This window comes from Rothia amarae (genome assembly GCF_014705945.2).
In the GTDB taxonomy this organism is placed as follows: domain Bacteria; phylum Actinomycetota; class Actinomycetes; order Actinomycetales; family Micrococcaceae; genus Rothia; species Rothia amarae.
This window is the reverse complement of sequence record NZ_CP061538.1, coordinates 1,872,131-1,888,338: the sequence shown is the minus strand read 5'-3', so window position 1 is coordinate 1,888,338 and position 16,208 is coordinate 1,872,131. Positions and strand designations below refer to the sequence as shown.

At 47.9% G+C, this 16,208-nt stretch carries 16 protein-coding genes and 1 tRNA gene; 10 read left to right on the top strand and 7 right to left on the bottom strand.

All coding sequences use genetic code 11. The features are described from left to right. Positions 1-4 precede the first annotated feature (4 nt). The 3 genes from rsmA to IDM48_RS08825 are packed head-to-tail and all read left to right on the top strand — an operon-like array spanning position 5 to position 2,923. Positions 5-859 (top strand): 16S rRNA (adenine(1518)-N(6)/adenine(1519)-N(6))-dimethyltransferase RsmA, encoded by an 855-nt coding sequence (gene rsmA / locus IDM48_RS08835; RefSeq protein ID WP_222114704.1) that lies wholly within the window; start codon positions 5-7, stop codon positions 857-859. Continuing rightward, complete coding sequence (locus IDM48_RS08830; protein WP_190616996.1) at positions 859-1,851, top strand: GHMP family kinase ATP-binding protein; 993 nt, start codon at positions 859-861, stop codon at positions 1,849-1,851. The genes rsmA and IDM48_RS08830 overlap by 1 nt, the downstream gene beginning before the upstream one ends. A gap of 46 nt (positions 1,852-1,897) precedes the next feature. Continuing rightward, positions 1,898-2,923, top strand: a complete 1,026-nt coding sequence (locus IDM48_RS08825; protein WP_190616994.1) for a glycosyltransferase family 1 protein — start codon at positions 1,898-1,900, stop codon at positions 2,921-2,923. A 181-nt stretch (positions 2,924-3,104) separates the two neighbouring features. Here IDM48_RS08825 and IDM48_RS08820 read toward each other — a convergent pair whose 3' ends face one another. The 4 genes from IDM48_RS08820 to IDM48_RS08805 all read right to left on the bottom strand — a co-directional run bounded on the left by IDM48_RS08820 (position 3,105) and on the right by IDM48_RS08805 (position 5,109). Then, positions 3,105-3,626 (bottom strand): glycosyltransferase family 2 protein, encoded by a 522-nt coding sequence (locus tag IDM48_RS08820; protein WP_190616992.1) that lies wholly within the window; start codon positions 3,624-3,626, stop codon positions 3,105-3,107. A gap of 127 nt (positions 3,627-3,753) precedes the next feature. Beyond that, positions 3,754-4,371 (bottom strand): glycosyltransferase family 2 protein, encoded by a 618-nt coding sequence (locus tag IDM48_RS08815; protein WP_190616990.1) that lies wholly within the window; start codon positions 4,369-4,371, stop codon positions 3,754-3,756. Then, a complete protein-coding gene (locus tag IDM48_RS11745) occupies positions 4,364-4,564 on the bottom strand; it encodes a glycosyltransferase family 2 protein (RefSeq protein WP_190616988.1) in 201 nt (66 codons plus the stop codon). The genes IDM48_RS08815 and IDM48_RS11745 overlap by 8 nt, the downstream gene beginning before the upstream one ends. A 38-nt stretch (positions 4,565-4,602) precedes the next feature. Beyond that, positions 4,603-5,109, bottom strand: a complete 507-nt coding sequence (locus IDM48_RS08805) for an acyltransferase (protein WP_238397950.1) — start codon at positions 5,107-5,109, stop codon at positions 4,603-4,605. 334 nt (positions 5,110-5,443) lie between these two features. Between IDM48_RS08805 and IDM48_RS08800 the strand changes: the two genes are divergently transcribed. Next, positions 5,444-6,220 (top strand): transposase family protein, encoded by a 777-nt coding sequence (locus tag IDM48_RS08800; protein ID WP_087038209.1) that lies wholly within the window; start codon positions 5,444-5,446, stop codon positions 6,218-6,220. A 120-nt stretch (positions 6,221-6,340) separates the two neighbouring features. Next, the gene (locus IDM48_RS08795; RefSeq protein WP_190616923.1) at positions 6,341-7,117 is read left to right on the top strand and encodes a transposase family protein; all 777 of its coding nucleotides are present in this window, start codon (positions 6,341-6,343) and stop codon (positions 7,115-7,117) included. Here the strand turns inward: IDM48_RS08795 and IDM48_RS08790 are convergent. Both IDM48_RS08790 and IDM48_RS08785 read right to left on the bottom strand, forming a co-directional pair. Next, complete coding sequence (locus tag IDM48_RS08790) at positions 7,032-7,871, bottom strand: glycosyltransferase family 2 protein (protein WP_190616986.1); 840 nt, start codon at positions 7,869-7,871, stop codon at positions 7,032-7,034. The two genes, IDM48_RS08795 and IDM48_RS08790, sit on opposite strands and share 86 nt — an antisense overlap. 39 nt (positions 7,872-7,910) lie before the next feature. Further along, positions 7,911-9,743 (bottom strand): ABC-F family ATP-binding cassette domain-containing protein, encoded by a 1,833-nt coding sequence (locus IDM48_RS08785; RefSeq protein ID WP_190616985.1) that lies wholly within the window; start codon positions 9,741-9,743, stop codon positions 7,911-7,913. Between the two features lie 120 nt (positions 9,744-9,863). On the opposite strand from IDM48_RS08785, the gene IDM48_RS08780 reads away from it, so the two are divergent. From IDM48_RS08780 to IDM48_RS08765, 4 genes are all read left to right on the top strand, one after another. After that, positions 9,864-9,935: transfer RNA gene (locus IDM48_RS08780), tRNA-Gln, on the top strand. A gap of 122 nt (positions 9,936-10,057) precedes the next feature. After that, positions 10,058-11,467 carry a bifunctional UDP-N-acetylglucosamine diphosphorylase/glucosamine-1-phosphate N-acetyltransferase GlmU gene (gene glmU / locus IDM48_RS08775; protein WP_233126060.1) on the top strand — a complete coding sequence of 470 codons (1,410 nt, stop codon included), beginning with the start codon at positions 10,058-10,060 and terminating at the stop codon, positions 11,465-11,467. Between the two features lie 3 nt (positions 11,468-11,470). After that, positions 11,471-12,457 (top strand): ribose-phosphate diphosphokinase, encoded by a 987-nt coding sequence (locus tag IDM48_RS08770; protein ID WP_186303235.1) that lies wholly within the window; start codon positions 11,471-11,473, stop codon positions 12,455-12,457. 91 nt (positions 12,458-12,548) lie between these two features. Then, positions 12,549-13,466: a glycosyltransferase family 2 protein gene (locus tag IDM48_RS08765; protein ID WP_190616983.1), complete on the top strand. Its 918-nt coding sequence runs from the start codon at positions 12,549-12,551 to the stop codon at positions 13,464-13,466. 11 nt (positions 13,467-13,477) lie between these two features. Here the strand turns inward: IDM48_RS08765 and IDM48_RS08760 are convergent, their stop codons facing one another. Next, complete coding sequence (locus IDM48_RS08760) at positions 13,478-14,092, bottom strand: arsenate reductase/protein-tyrosine-phosphatase family protein (RefSeq protein WP_068172650.1); 615 nt, start codon at positions 14,090-14,092, stop codon at positions 13,478-13,480. 396 nt (positions 14,093-14,488) lie between these two features. On the opposite strand from IDM48_RS08760, the gene IDM48_RS08755 reads away from it, so the two are divergent. Next, positions 14,489-16,192, top strand: a complete 1,704-nt coding sequence (locus tag IDM48_RS08755) for an ABC transporter ATP-binding protein (RefSeq protein ID WP_238397948.1) — start codon at positions 14,489-14,491, stop codon at positions 16,190-16,192. Positions 16,193-16,208 lie beyond the last annotated feature (16 nt).

Sequence of the window (16,208 nt, the reverse complement as noted above, 5' to 3'; positions counted from 1 at the left end):
CGACATGCTCGGCATCCGCCCCACCAAGACTTTGGGCCAAAATTTCGTGATTGACCCTAATACCATCCGCCGAATTGTTGCTGCGGCGAACATTAAGCCGGACGAAACGGTTCTAGAAGTAGGACCGGGGCTCGGCTCGCTCACTCTGGGGATTTTGGACGCTGCCCAAGACATGGTGGCAGTGGAGATTGACCCGCCCTTGGCAGCTCAACTACCGCACACTATTGCAAAGTTCCGCCCGGGCTCTGAAGCACGCATCGATGTCGTACTCAACGACGCCATGAAAGTAACAGAACTGCCCAAGACCCCAACCGCCTTAGTCGCCAACCTGCCCTATAACGTGGCAGTCCCCGTGCTTATCCACCTCTTTGCGCAGTTCGACTCCATTCAGCACGCCCTGGTGATGGTTCAGGACGAAGTTGCAGACCGCCTTTCAGCTCAACCGGGCTCAAAAATCTACGGCGTTCCCTCCGTGAAAGCCAACTGGTTCTGTGAGGTTCAAAAAGCCGGCGTGATTGGCACAAACGTCTTCTGGCCAGCACCCAAAATCAAGTCAGGGCTAGTAGCTTTTCAACGCCGCACACAACCCCTTTCGTATGTCCCGCGCGAGCTCATCTTCGCCATCGTCGATGCGGCATTTGCCCAGCGACGCAAGACTCTGCGAGCTGCACTCGCAACATGGGCTGGTTCATCTGCGTTGGCAGGTGAAGTGCTCGATCACGCGGGTATTGATTCCTCACTGCGTGGCGAAAAACTCGATATTCACGCTTTCGTGAAAATCGCGGAATCCGCCGCTGAGCTTAATATTGGCGACCAACTCGACGTACGCAGTATCGCTGCCCAAGGAAAGCACGCATAATGTCCGTTCAGGTGAGCAAAACGGCACCGGGAAAGATCAACCTCTTCTTTGCCGTAGGAGATGTGCAAGAGAACGGCTATCACCCGGTAGCTAGCTTGTACTCGTCGGTCTCTTTACTAGAAAAAGTGACGGTATCTGAGGGAATCTCCCAGGGGATTTCACAGAGCATATCTATTGCAGTGGAATCGCCTCTGGCTGAGATGGCAGCCAGCGGAGCGTTTGATATTGCCTCGGTTCCGTTAGATGAAAAGAACCTTGCCTACCGTGGAGCATTAGCTGTGATAGATGCCCAGGGGCTATCTGTTGAGGATGTGTCCCTTCATCTTCATATCGAAAAGGCTGTTCCTGTAGCTGGTGGTATGGGAGGCGGCTCGGCGGATGCCGCGGCGGCTATGGCTGCTGTCAACGAATATTTGGTGCGTACCGGCGTCGTCGCTACAGAGCTCTCAGGAGAACATTTGCTTGAGCTAGCGGCTCCATTGGGTGCCGACGTTCCCTTCGCCTTACAGGGAGGAATCTCGGTAGGTTTAGGGGTGGGCGATCAGCTAACCCCCGTTGAACTATCTGAGGCAATACAGCCTTTGCATCTGGTGATGGTTCCTGCTTCTTTCGGGTTATCTACTCCGCACGTTTTTGCAGAGCTAGACCGTGGACGCGCGGTGGGCGACTATCCGTCGACCAACGGGTTGGAGGTGCCCGAGGCTCTGTTGGAGGCGCTACGAGCCCAGTCCGCGCCGATTGCTAGGATCTGTGAAATCGCCAGGTATATCGAGAATGATTTGGCGGCTCCTGCGTGTGCGCTGGCTCCTGAATTGAAGAAGACATTGGCGATTCAGCATGAAGGAATCATTAGTTCTTTCGTTTCAGGTTCTGGCCCTACTATTGCCTTCCTGATGGATTCGGCAGAGTCCGCTCACCAGTTAGAGGCGGCGCTCAAACGGAAGGGCCGTTTCGCGGTGGCGGTAGAAGCGCCATCACGGATTTCTTTCTAAAGACTCTTAAAATTTCCCCTCCCCCCAAAAAAGAAAAGATGATGAGATGGCAGAACTTGATGTCATAGTTGCAGTACCTAGCGATGCTGGGTGGGAACCCATAAGAAAAATGGCGCAGTTACTATGTTCATATCTTGACAGTGAACCAATATATGTGGACGTTCATAAATCTTTACAGAAACCTGCAAAGATTATAGGAGCATTTCCTCGTCTTAAAAAGGGAAAGAAAAAAGTACTCGTTATTGCCTACGACCCCGGTCAGCTCTATGCTATTTCCCAGGTAGGTATATTTTCTCGGTTGTATTCAGAAATTTATGGCTGGGTTATTGATAGTTTTTGGGCGGAACGTATTCCACGAATTGCTACTACAGGTATTTACAATCATATTTTCGTGACTGATCCGGGAGATATAGACGAGTGGCAAAAAGCGGGAGTGGCATCAGTTTCTGCACTTACTTGGGGTGCAGATATTTGGTCTAATATAGGTCAGCGGCTAGATATTCATAAGACTAATGATTTGCTCCGCGTGGGGAGACAGCCACGTGATTGGGAAGATGATGCTGCAACAGGTGATCAGGCAAAAAAGCTTGGACTATCCTTTCAAGGACGCCCGCCATTCGGTAACTCCCCTGCTGAATCTGCTCAACATTTAGAACGCGCGCTCAAAGATTCAAAGGTAGTTTTGGCCTTTACAAACAAAATTAGTCCGACGCGCTATACCCACCCCACAAAAGAGTATCTGACTGGACGCTGGATTGACGCTCTAGGATGGGGGTGCATGGTAGCAGGACAGATACCTCAGACCAAGGTATCTGAAAAATACCTTTGGCCGGAGGCAGCTTTAGAAGTCCCTTATGACGATGTAGCAGAAGGTTTGTATAAGATTGCTGAAAAATTAAAAACTATCGACAATCACTATGCTCAACAACAAATTATCAATACGTTAGAAAATTTTGATTGGAGATTTAGGTTTGTGAGTTTATTTTCTAATTTAGAAATTATTTCAAATAACCTTGAAAGAGATATTTACGAAATTTTTATATTTTTATCTATTTTTAATAAGTCTCTTTGAATGATTAAAAAAATTTATGGATTCTTGATATTAAACTAGCTTTTCTGTGCCAATTTTTAGTTCCCAAGACATCTCTCATGGCTCTTTCGTAATTTCGAACATCCTCATTCTTGATTATAGAGAATTCTGATTTACCTGAAGTTGTATGCATAACAGTTTTTAATTTACTACTTTTGAATGCCTAATTATAGTTATCTTGATTCCAAAAAATCCAATACTCCCCAGCATAAATTTTCATATTGGCAGGAATATGTTTATAGTTCTCTCTTTTAAGGGCGAATAGTACTCCATAGCCAGCAGGGACTTCATGTACTTTATATATAGAATAATCTCTGCATGAGTGATGCTCGGGTTCATATACTGTCTCTCTAGCAGCACCCAAGAGGCCGATAGTTGGATTTAATTTAAGTGAATTGGCAATATTATCAATCAATTCAGGTTCAATGATAATGTCGTCATTCGAAATGAGAAGATATTCTGCGATTGCATGCTCCGCCCCTATATTCCAAGCGGGGTTTACGTATATATTTTCACCGTGATAAATTTCTCGCAATTTAGAAAATTTTTCACTGATCTCTAATTTACGATTAGAATTATTAATAATTAATATTTCATCTATTAAATTATGATTTTCGTAGATTTTCAATAGGGGCTTTAAGTACGATGAGCCTTGCATGGTGGGTATAATGGCTGAAAACATCATGAGTCCTTTTGGGGTAGGGGGAGATTTATGTTTGGTAATATAGAGTATTTAAGGTTACCTTGCATGGCACCAATATTTCCTCCGACTACTCGTGCATATTTGAGTCGGAGTCTACGGTTAAATGGTATTAATAGTAGGTTTTTTGTTGCTTTATAATCTGTTCCATGGACCACTTTAAGCTAGGGCCGTTCATACCTTTACTACCATAGAGAGTCCAGAGGTAAATTCGTGCGTATTGTTGAATTCTTTGTTGTCTAAAGAGGCTTCTAAAATCATGCTTGAGCCTGTAATGAACTACAGCATTGGGTGCCTTGACTACTTTTAGCCCAGCTTCTACTGCTCGCCAGGAAAAGTCAGTTTCTTCGGATCCTCCGGGAAAATCAGGATTCATTCCACCTAGTCGAAGGTAGTCTGATTTACCTATAGCAAAATTTCCACCAGGCACCGTAGGTAAATAACCGGCGAAACTAGATACGTCGGTGGAAAATATATCATTCGCATCTAATGAAGGGTCAGGCGGAATCTCATATGCCTCTAGAACATCTTGGTCATTAAATTTCTCATGATGGAGCGCTCCAGAAACTAGAGAGGGGCGAGACGCCTCGAACGCCGCGGTCAAAGACTGAACCCACTGCTCTGAAACATAATCATCAGAGTCACAGAAAAGAAGTAATCTGCCCCGGGCAGATTCGGCACCTTTATTGCGAGCAAAAGATGCGCTTGCAATTTCTGAAGCTTCAATCACGCGGGGGGGAACCAAATGAACCTCTAAAATCGTGTGCTATTTGCCGAGTTTTATCAGTGCTTCCATTATCTACAATGATTACTTCAAAATACGGAGCATTCTTTTGTCGAGAAAGTGATTCAAGTTGCTCACCTATCCATTTCTCTGTATTTTTGGCGGGAATAATAACGCTAACATCAGGGGAGATATCCATGAGAATCTTCTTTGTAGGTGGGTGATCTATGTTTACATTTATTCGTCTAAATCACGGATGCGGCGGGCGGGAACACCGGCATAAAGACCGTTAGGTTCACAACTTTTGGTGACTACAGCTCCTGCAGCTATTACGCAACCGCGTCCAATAGTTACACCGGGAAGGACCGTGACATTTCCTCCTAGCCAGCAGCCATCTTCCACGACTATAGGCTGATGATTACCTCCACCTTCTATACGGTGGGTTGCTGGACCTATATGGTGGGATCCGGTGAGAAAACATGTACGTGGGCCGATTCCAACGTTCTTCCCTATAATAATAAGTTCAGAGTCATCGAAAAAAACTTCTCGATTGATGAAAGTTCCATCTCCAATAGCGGTGCCAAACCCTGGGAAAGTAGAACCAGGATTAATGAAGGCATTCCCAATATTCTTATGCCCTAAGCGTCTCAATATTTCCGCTCGTATGGCACCTGGAACTAACTCACAATGGTTAAGCAACTGGGTTATTTGTTGTCGAGCTTTTGTGCCCCAAGTAGCAGCCAATTATTTTATTCCTTTCTACAAGCCTGAGTCTGGCGGGTATTAAGTTCTATTCTTGTCAACTTGTGATTTGAGCCTTCCCACGGTGAGGCCAATGACTGTAAAAAATGTTGCCCATTGGGTTAGTCTTTGCTCAGGGTTAGACAGAAAAGAAATCAGCAATGCTTTCACGAAAGACTTAGGTGCGGAAAAATAACTAAATCCATGATAAGGCACTGAGGCTTATTCAAAAGTAGGAACACACCCACACCCCACCAACTAGACAACGGCCCCACCAGCGGCAAAAATAAGAGGATTAAATCACTACAAATAACCTCAAGCCATACCGGAAGAACCGTTGCTCCACCAGCGTACAACAGGGCTCACACCTCAGCAATTCACCACGCTACTGACAGCCCTCACCTCTCATATCACCTGGGCAAAACCAGGCGGAAGACCACCAGCACTAACCCTGGCCCAGGGTCTTAAAGTCACCCTTTTCTACCACCGACACAACCTCACCGAAGAACTCCTCGCAGAAATCTTCAACACCTCCCAGCCCACCATCTCACGGACCCTCAACACCGTTGAAAAAGCACTTGAGAAAGCCCTCAGGCCGCTAGAACAGTCTATAGAAAACAGCCTGAAAATCCCTGGTTCACTGGTTATCGACGGCACCCTAATTCCCACCTGGAACTGGCGTTCACTAGGAAAAACAAACTTTTCTGGTAAGCATAAACGAGCCGGTTTCAACCATCAAGTGATTTGCACCCTGGGCGGGAAACTACTGGCCATCACTGACCCGGTCCCTGGCGCTAGGCATGATGCCTATGCCTTCAAGCATCATGGCTTGGAAAGATATCTTGATGAGAGCACTTTGGCTGATAAGGGTTACATCGGGTTGGGGCTGGCCACCCCAGTAAGACGCAGCAAAGCCCGCAGGATGCCTGCAGATGTGAAGGTGGTGAACAGGTTCATTAATTCACGCCGATCGGTGGTGGAGCGGGTTATCGCGCAGGTCAAGACGTGGCGGGTTTTGCATACAGGTTTCCGGCGGCCGCTGAGCGTGTATGGGCGGGTGTTTGCGGTGGTTCGGGGGTTGGTGTTTTATGCGGCTGGGAGGACTTTTGAATAAGCCTCTTATTCAAAAGTATGCACACACCTCACACCCACCAACTAGACAACGGCCCCACCATAGCGGCAACCTTGAGGATAAATAACCACAAATATTCTCAAACCGCACCAGGAAGAACCGTTGCACCACCAGCGTACAACCGGCCTTACCGCCACGCAATTTGCCGCTCTACTGACAGCCCTGACCAACCAACTCATCTGGGGTAAACCAGGAGGAAGACCACCAGCCCTCACTCCAGCTCAGGCACTCAAAACCACTCTGCTCTACCACCGACACAATCTCACCGAAGAGCTACTTGCTGAAATCTTCACCGTCTCGCAACCTACTATCTCACGGACCATCAACACTATCGAAAAGGCGCTTGCAAAGGTCTTCAAACCTCTAGAACAGCCTTTGAAAATGAGCCTGGATGTACCAGGTTCTTTGGTTGTCGATGGAACTCTTGTACCCACCTGGAACTGGCGTTCACTAGGAAAAACAAATTTTTCGGGCAAACATAAACGAACCGGTTTCAACCACCAAGTCATCTGCACCCTCGATGGCAGGCTCCTAGTCATCACTGACCCGCTACCCGGGGCAAGGCATGATGCTCATGCTTTCAGAGCTCACGGGCTAGATCAGCTACTGGATTCCTCGACTCTGGCCGATAAGGGCTATATAGGCCTGGGGCTAGCAACCCCGACCAGGCGTAAGCCTGGTGTGAAAGTGCCTCAGGGTGTCAAGGATAATAATCGCATTATCAATAGATTACGGGCTGTGGTGGAGCGGGTTATCGCTCAAGTGAAGACCTGGCGGGTTCTTTATTCGGGGTTTAGGCGGCCGTTGAGTTTGTATCGGCAGGTGTTTTCGGTGGTGCGGGGCCTGGTGTTTTATGCGGCTGGGAGGACTTTTGAATAAGCCTCACTGCTTCATCCCAGGCATTGTGTTTTGCACAAAGGTCTGCGAATGTTCTTCCCGTTTGGTATGACCTTTTGAGAAGGCTGAATCCAGGCTTGCGAATACGGTACAGAAGACCCATGGCAGGGCAGTATTGAAGTTTAATTCCCGCTTTCATTATCCGGTAGGAGAACTCATTATCCTCTGACCCTTTGGAGAAACTCACATCGAAGCCACCGAGTGCCATATATTGTTCTTTGGTGATGGCAAAATTTCCACCAAGTAACACCGGAGCGATGGATCCTTTTTTGACAGGTACTAGGTCAGTATTGCTGAGGTCCTTTATTTCTTTTTGGATAAGATGATCGCATTCTTGAATCGTTGTGAGCTGGGTGAATTCTTCTTCAAAAACCGTGTGAATCGATCCGGTAACAACAGGTGAATGTTCTAAAGCCTCACTGGCGGCTAGAACCCAATTTTTGCTGACTACGTCATCCCCATCGCAGAACGCTAACTTGTGAGCTTTGGCATGGCGAGCACCCATGTTGCGGGCATAGGCAGCTCCAGGAACCTGAGAAGCATCTATGTATCGAATAAAAGAATAGTCATTTCTCCATTCTGCAAGCCATTCTTCTAGGTTATCTGATGAATTGTTGTCGCAAATAATAATTTCAAAATCTATTAATGACTCTTGACGCACTAATGAACGAAGTTGCAACCCTAATGACGAAGTGCAGTTATAGGCAGGAATGATAACGGATACCTGGGGGAGCAAAGCAGTAATCCTCTCAAAGTGATTGATTTCAAATTTACATCAGATAATCTCTGAAAGCTCCATCCAGCGCATTTCTAGCTCATCTATTTCTGCATCAATATCTGCAATCTCAGCACTAAATTTAGCTAAGCCCTCGTAATCGCTCTGATTGTGGTTGGCCATCTTTTCATGCACTGATTCCTTGGATCGAGTAAGCTTCTCCAATTTACGATCAATCTGGTTGATTTCTTTTTGAGCGGCACGAACTTCTGCCCCGCTTGCCTTGGGCGCCGCAGACTCACTGCCTGCGTCTTGTTGTTTACCCAGGGGAGAGGTGCCCGAAACTGCGCCAGCTGATTTGCCGCCCTGTCCAGCTGCGGATAGCTGAAGATACTCGTCCACGCCTCCAGGAAGATGGCGGAAAGTCCCATCAATAATGGCGTACTGCTGATCTGTCACACGTTCCATCAGATAACGGTCGTGCGAAACCACCAGTAGAGTGCCGGGCCAGGTATCCAGCAAATCCTCCATCGCGGCAAGCATATCTGTATCGAGGTCGTTAGATGGTTCGTCGAGAATCAATACGTTAGGTTCATCCAGCAGAATCAAAAGGAGCTGCAGGCGACGTTTCTGACCACCGGATAAATCTTTAACCGGAGTCGAGAGTTGCGCGCTGGTAAACCCTAAACGCTCTAAGAGCTGGCCGGGAGTTAGCTCTTTGCCGCCGGTAACGTAAGAGGTTTTCTTTCGCCCAATTACATCTGAGACCCTGTCATTCTCTACATCTTTCAACTCATCCAGTTGCTGGGTAAGTGTGGCGATATTTACCGTCTTGCCGCGCTTTACTCTGCCAGATGAAGGTTCGACAGCGCCGGTTACTAATCCGAGCAGCGTAGATTTGCCAGCACCGTTGACACCCAAAATTCCTGTTCGTTCACCAGGCGCAATACGCCAAGTGACTTTTTTGAGAACATCTCGGTGCCCGCTGGGCTGAGTGGAATCCTCATAAGAAACATCTACGTTTTCGATATCCACGACGTCCTTACCCAATCGGGTAACAGCCATCTGCGAGAGTTCTATCGAGTTTCTGACGGGTGGTACGTCTGCGATGAGTTCATTCGCCGCATCGATACGGAACTTTGGCTTGGAGGTGCGAGCAGGGGCGCCACGTCGTAGCCAGGCAAGTTCCTTGCGCATGAGGTTCTGGCGTTTAGCTTCAACTGCTGCTGCCTGGCGGTCGCGTTCAACTCGCTGGAGAATGTACGCGGCGTATCCGCCTTCGAAGGGCTCAACAATTCCATCGTGAACTTCCCACGTATCGGTGCAGACTTCGTCAAGGAACCAACGGTCGTGGGTAACAACCAGTAGGCCGCCGGCATTTTTACTCCAGCGGTTTTTGAGATGACGGGCAAGCCATGTAATTGCTTCAACGTCGAGGTGGTTGGTGGGCTCGTCGAGGAACAGAGCATCCCAGTCGCCAGCTAGCAGGGAAGCGAGTGCTACACGACGTCGTTGCCCACCTGAGAGAGATGAAACGGATGCGTCCCAATCGAGATCAGAGACTAGCCCGCTAATAACATCGCGTACTTTGGAGTCGGATGCCCATTCGTATTCAGGAGTATCTCCTACGATTGTTTCGCCCACGCTGAGTGAATCATCGAGGATATCCGACTGATCGAGAAAGCCAATTCGAGTACCGGAGCGAACGGTTACCTTGCCAGAATCAGGGGTAATTCTGCCAGCGAGAAGGGAAAGTAACGTCGATTTGCCGTCGCCATTGCGACCGACGATACCGATACGGTCACCTTCATTGACACCAACTGTGATGCCTTCAAAAATCGTTCGGGTAGGAAATTCGAGATGGAGCGATTCGCCGCCTAGTAAATGTGCCACATCTATACAGTACTAGGTATAGATAGACTCGGTGACACCGCATTTTCAATAAGTGGGGGAGTTTTGCTACTATAGAAAACTGTCTGGATACTTCGCGTTGTTCGCACGTTAACTAGACATTCCGCCATGGTGTAATAGGCAACACAGCGGCCTTTGGAGCCGTTATTCTAGGTTCGAGTCCTAGTGGCGGAGCATCGTCTACATCTCAAGCAGTAGACAGTTTCCCACCTCTTAGGAGTTCTAAGACTGTGACTACCGCAGATCAGAATGCCCCATCAGCAGTTATTGTTCTAGCCGCAGGGGCTGGAACTCGCATGAAATCAGACACCCCCAAAGTTATGCATGGCATTGGTGGTCGTTCTATGGTTGAGCACGCTATTGCCGCCGCCCGTGAGCTTAATCCCGAGCGTCTTGCAGCGGTTGTTCGATTTCAACGCGACAAAGTTGCTGCTCATATTCTTGACTTCGACTCGGACGTCACCATCGTCGATCAGGATGACGTCCCCGGTACCGGGCGAGCTGTTGAAGTAGGTTTGTTGGGGCTGGATGAATCCGCGCGCGTCGAAGGCACCGTCATCGTGACCTACGGCGATGTTCCCTTGCTTCGTGCGGAAACCCTCCGCGAACTCATTGCTGAGCACGAAGAGAACCGCAACGCAGTCACCGTTCTGACAACTCACATTCAGAACCCTGGCTCTTACGGTCGTATTGTGCGTTCGGCGTCCGGTGAGGTTACTGCCATTGTGGAAGCAAAGGATGCAACTGACCAACAGCTGAAAATTACCGAAATTAACTCGGGCATTTACGCTTTTGATGCAGGTGTTCTACGCGATTCTCTCACCGAGGTCACCACCGATAACGCGCAGGGTGAAAAGTACATTACCGATGTTCTTTCTATTGCCCGTGAAAATGGTCACCGCACGTCCGCTCTTGCTATCGAAGATCGCTGGGAAGTTGAAGGCGCTAACGATCGCGTACAGCTGGCACAGCTCGGTCGTAAGCTCAATGACCGTCTTACCGAAATGCACATGCGTAACGGCGTAACTATCGTGGACCCGCAGACCACTTGGATTGACTCCACCGTGACCATTGCCAACGACGTCACTATTCTTCCCGGCACTCAGTTGCAGGGCACTACCTCTGTGGGAACAGGTTCAGTTATTGGTCCTGATTCCACTTTGAAGAACGTGGAAATTGGCGAGAACGCTACCATTTCTCGCACCCATGGTTCAGACGCCCTCATTGAAGCTGGTGCGACCGTTGGCCCCTTCGCTTACCTGCGCCCCGGTACGATTCTTCGCGAATCAGGCAAGATTGGTACCTTCGTGGAAACGAAGAACACTGAAATCGGCAAGGGTTCTAAACTTCCTCACCTTTCCTACGCAGGAGATGTCACCATCGGCGAGAACTCCAACATCGGTGCGGCATCCGTCTTCGTCAACTACGACGGCGTGAACAAGCACCGCTCCACTGTAGGAAATAACGTGCGCATGGGTTCCGACAACATGTATGTTGCACCTGTCAATATTGGAGACGGCGCGTACTCCGGTGCTGGTACTGTAATCCGTAAGGACGTACCTGCCGGTGCACTCGCCATCAACGTAGCTCCCCAGCGCAATATCGATGGCTGGGTACTAGAAAACCGCGCGGGCACAGAAGCGGCGGAAGCTGCTTCAGCCGCAGGCGCTGAAGCTAAAAACTCATCCGAGGAAAGCGAAAAGTAAATCATGACGGAGATTACTAATCCCGGCGAAAAGAAGATGGTGCTTGTTTCAGGACGTGCGCATCCCGAACTAGCCGAACAAATCGCACAGGAACTAGGCTGCGAAGTTCTACCTACTTCTGCTTACGACTTTGCAAACGGCGAAACCTACGTTCGTTTCGAAGACTCGGTACGCGGTAAAGACGCGTTCGTAGTACAGGCTCACCCTGCGCCCATTAACGAGTGGGTGATGGAACAGCTCATTATGATTGATTCGCTCAAGCGCGCATCAGCTCGTTCCATTACGGTTGTTTCCCCGTTCTACCCCTATGCTCGTCAGGATAAGAAGCATAAGGGACGCGAGCCTATCTCTGCTCGTTTGATTTCAGATTTGTACAAGACTGCTGGCGCGGATCGCTTGATGAGCGTGGATCTTCACACCGCGCAGATTCAGGGTTTCTTTGATGGACCCGTTGACCATCTGATGGCGATTCCACTTCTCGCTGAGCACGTTCGTAGCGTGGTTGAAGACGTCAAGAACGTCACCGTTGTCTCCCCTGATACCGGACGCGTACGCGTGGCTGAGCAGTGGGCTGAACTTCTGGGAGGCGCGCCGCTAGCATTCGTCCATAAGACCCGTGATATCAACGTACCCAACAAGGCTGTTTCCAAGGCAGTTGTTGGTGACATCAAGGGACGCACTGCTGTTCTGATCGACGACATGATCGATACCGGCGGAACCATTTCTGGTGCGGTTCAGGTGCTCAAAGACAACGGCGCTAAAGACGTTATCATTGCTGCAACCCACCCTGTATTCTCTGATCCCGCTGTTGAACGTCTTTCAAACTCAGGCGCTCGTGAGGTAGTTGTTACCAACACACTGCCTGTATCTGAAGAAAAGCGCTTCGAGAACCTCACTGTTCTGTCCATCGCTCCATTGATTGCGTTGGCTATCAAGGAAGTCTTCGAGGACGGTTCAGTGACCAGCCTGTTCAACGGTCGGTCAAACTAGCTAGTTTTCTTAACAATGCTACCCATCAATTTCATGAATTGATGGGTAGTATTTTTTAACATGTCCCCCGTTCAAAGTAGGTAGATCCCGAATGATTCACACTTCCATTATTATTCCCGCGCACAACGCCGCAGCTACTATAGATTTACAACTTGAATCTATCTACCGGCAAACAGAGTGCCTGCCTTTCGAAGTTATAGTGGTGTGCAATAGATGCACAGATAACACAGTTGAGACTGCTCTACAATGGAGCGAAAAAATCGACATTAAAGTTTTGGAAGCAAACGAATTGGCTGGAGCTTCTTACGCTAGAAATGTGGGTTCTAATAAAGCACGAGGAGAGCAATTACTTTTCTTAGATGCAGATGATGCAATTGGCGAACATTATATTGCTCATTCTCAACAGGCGCTTGAAGAGAAAACTATATTTTGTGGTGGCTATCCACCAGTTCCGTATAGTGCTTTTACCAGCCTCGAAAGAGCTTTAAGCTACCTTGAATATTTTGAATATGAACCGCCGCGGGAAGAAACCTTTAACCCTGAATGGCCAGTTCTCGCCGGGGGCAGTCTAGGAATTAGACGTAGTCTATTTAGGGAGCTAGGTGGTTTTGATCCTACCTATGAACCTGGTGCTGAGGATAATGAATTTGGGTATCGCGCTTATTTAGCAGGATATCCAGCTGGTTCTTTTCCGCCTGCGACGATCGCCTATCGAATGCCAGAAAAACAGATTCGTTCAGGGCAGGTCATGAGAAAACGGGCGAAGAGTTCTGCGCTGTTGTTGACCACTATGGGTAATTGGAAAGCAAACCCGATAACGAAAGGGAAGCTTCCTTTCATTATGGTACTTTTTACTTTGGCTGCTGGACTCAAACAAGTCATAAAAGAACAGAAACTAAGCCGTGCTTGGCAGGAAAGATTTTTTACAAATATTGGACTTCTAGAAGGATATATTCAATACCAAGTCCTGGGGAAAAAGCCGCTTTCTCAGCTCGGTAGAGGTCTGTGAACTCTTCCTGATTAAGAGTTGTTTACACCCGCTACGTTACCCAGCCATGGAATAATTATCTCTAGTGCTTCTTCAACTTCTTGAACTGCTATTTTTGCCGCTTTCTTCCCTTTTCGGAAAGGATCAGCAATATTATCTGCTTTAGTTGGGCGATCTTCAGTGAGATTCATATATGAGATGGGGTCGCTTCGCCTTCCTGCTTGCGCGCGTAAGCGAGCCATTTGCTTGAGTAAATGTACTTTGGAGCGATACTGAGGCCACTCCCGAACAATCCAGTCAAGATGATGAAGTTCCATCACTAAAATGAGGTCAGCCTCTTTAACCATTGATGAAGTAATCTGCCGCCCTCTATGGGGCGCAAAATTAAGGCGCCGCGCAGAGAGCTCCTCATCAATAAATGGAGCTACAGGACCACCTACGACCGCACCAATTCCCGCGCTTTCGAACGTCCACCCTGAACCATGAGCCTTGTGGGTCGAAATGACCTCAGCGGAAGCGGATCTGGCGATATTTCCAGTGCATACGTAAAGGATCTTATGGGAGGGTTGAGAGCTCGACCATGGAACTGACGGGGATTTCGACGGAGCTTTAACGCCTCGAATAGATGCGATGTTGAATCTACCCATATCTTTCTCAGCCCTTCTCTTTTCAGTTGATTCCCTTCATCCTACCTAGCGATAGTGGATTTCCAGAATCATAGAAGTCTTCCCACCATAAATATATGGAAGGAAATCTGTTCGAGTAAATGTGTTTGATGCCAAAAAAGAAAACCGCTTGGTTCGGGGCTTCCTCGCAGAAAGAAACTGTTATATTGAAGCCTTAGGGGTGTAGCCATTTAGGGGACAGCTGTCTGTCAGGTAAAGAAGGCCCATCTAAAATTGCAGTGCACGGATACATGAGGAATGATGAAGGACAGTCTAGATAAGTTGCGGTGGCTCTTTCCCGGAAAGAAGTTTGCTCTACTTGTACTTAACGTAGTATTGCTTTTTCTCGTGTCTCTGCTCGATATGCTAGGTGTTGCAGTGATTCTGCCTATTATCCAGCTCGCAATGGGAGCGGACTACAGCACTGGCTATCTTGGGGTTATTGCGGACTTCTTGGGCAACCCGAATCGGGAGACCTTTATAATAATTGCCTCGATTATCCTCGTGGTTTCTTTTATCCTCAAAGGCATACTTTCTCTCACCATCAAGTGGTGGAGTAGCGGGTTCCTCGCACGTCAGGAAGCTGCGACTGCTACAGCAGTTTTACAAAGCTATATGAGCGAAGATTATCTTTCACATAAAAAGCGGTCTGCATCAGAAATTATTAGAGCTGTAGGACAAGCCGTTTCGCAAGCCTACGGTCAATATGTGGGTGGCTGGCTTTCTGTTTTAGGTGAAGTCTTCAGCATAATCTTTTTGATGGTTTTCCTTTTAGTCGTAATGCCAATTCCTGCGTTGATTGCTTTCGTGTATTTTGGAGCTACATCGTTTATCTTGCAAAAGTTAATGAGTGAGCGTAACCGTAAAGCGGGGGCTGAAGGAATTGACGCAGCCATCCAAATTAATTTCAAGACTCTTGAGGCAATCAATGGTTTCCGCGAGATTAAACTCTTAGGGCTCTCAGACCGTCAGGTTTATGATTACCAGCATGCTCGTCTGATGGAAGCAGAAGCAGCGCGTGCAAAACGATTTCTAATTGATGTTCCAAAATACCTCTTAGAAATCATATTCATCGTAGGCATCATGCTCATTATGGCGTTTATGACAATGACGGGTGGTATCCAATCGGCTTCTTACCTCTTGGTATTTGCAGGCGCATGCATTCGAATTTTACCCAGCTATGTAAGGGTTGTTGGTTCTTTAGGTACCCTTCGCTCCGGACATGCTGCCGTCAATATTGTTATAGATGAAATTCAATGGGCGAATAACCAGCTATCTTCCTTTAATCTCATTGAAAATGAGCCTGATATTGGTGTGTTCGCTCAGATTAATGAAAGGTATATTCCTACTACTGTAAAAGTTGAAAATGTAGATTTCTCATATCCTGATGGCGATCATAAAGTTCTCAAAAACTTATCGCTTATTATTCCAGCAGGTAGTTCTTTAGCTCTGGTAGGTGGGTCTGGCTCAGGTAAGACCACATTGGTAGATCTGATGCTAGGGCTGACCACCCCAAGTTCGGGACAAATAACCCAAAACGGGCAACCTATTAATGAGAATTTGAATGAATGGCACGCAAAAATTGGTTATGTGCCTCAGGACGTGTTCTTGGGTAATGGGACATTGCTCGAGGCAGTAGCTTTTGGACTGAAGCCCGCGGAGATTGATAGAGGGCGAGTGCTGGAATGCTTACAGATTGCAGAACTTGCCGATGTTATTGAGGGTCTCGATCATGGAGTAGACACTCCTATCGGGGAACACGGAACCCGTCTTTCCGGGGGGCAAAGACAACGGCTTGGCATTGCGCGTGCACTTTACCGCAATCCCTCAGTGCTCTTCTTGGATGAGGCTACTTCTGCTTTAGACAATGAAACCGAGCATAAGATTACTCAAACTATCAATAAGCTTTCCAAAGAAATAACAGTGGTTATTGTTGCCCATCGTCTCTCCACCGTGAAAAGTGTTGATCAACTGATTTATCTATCTGAGGGAGAGATAGCGGCTCAAGGAACATTTGCTGAAGTGCAGCGGCAAAATCCGGAGTTTGCTCATTTGGTGGAGCTAGGGGATCTGTCAAAATAAAAATCCAAAAGATGAG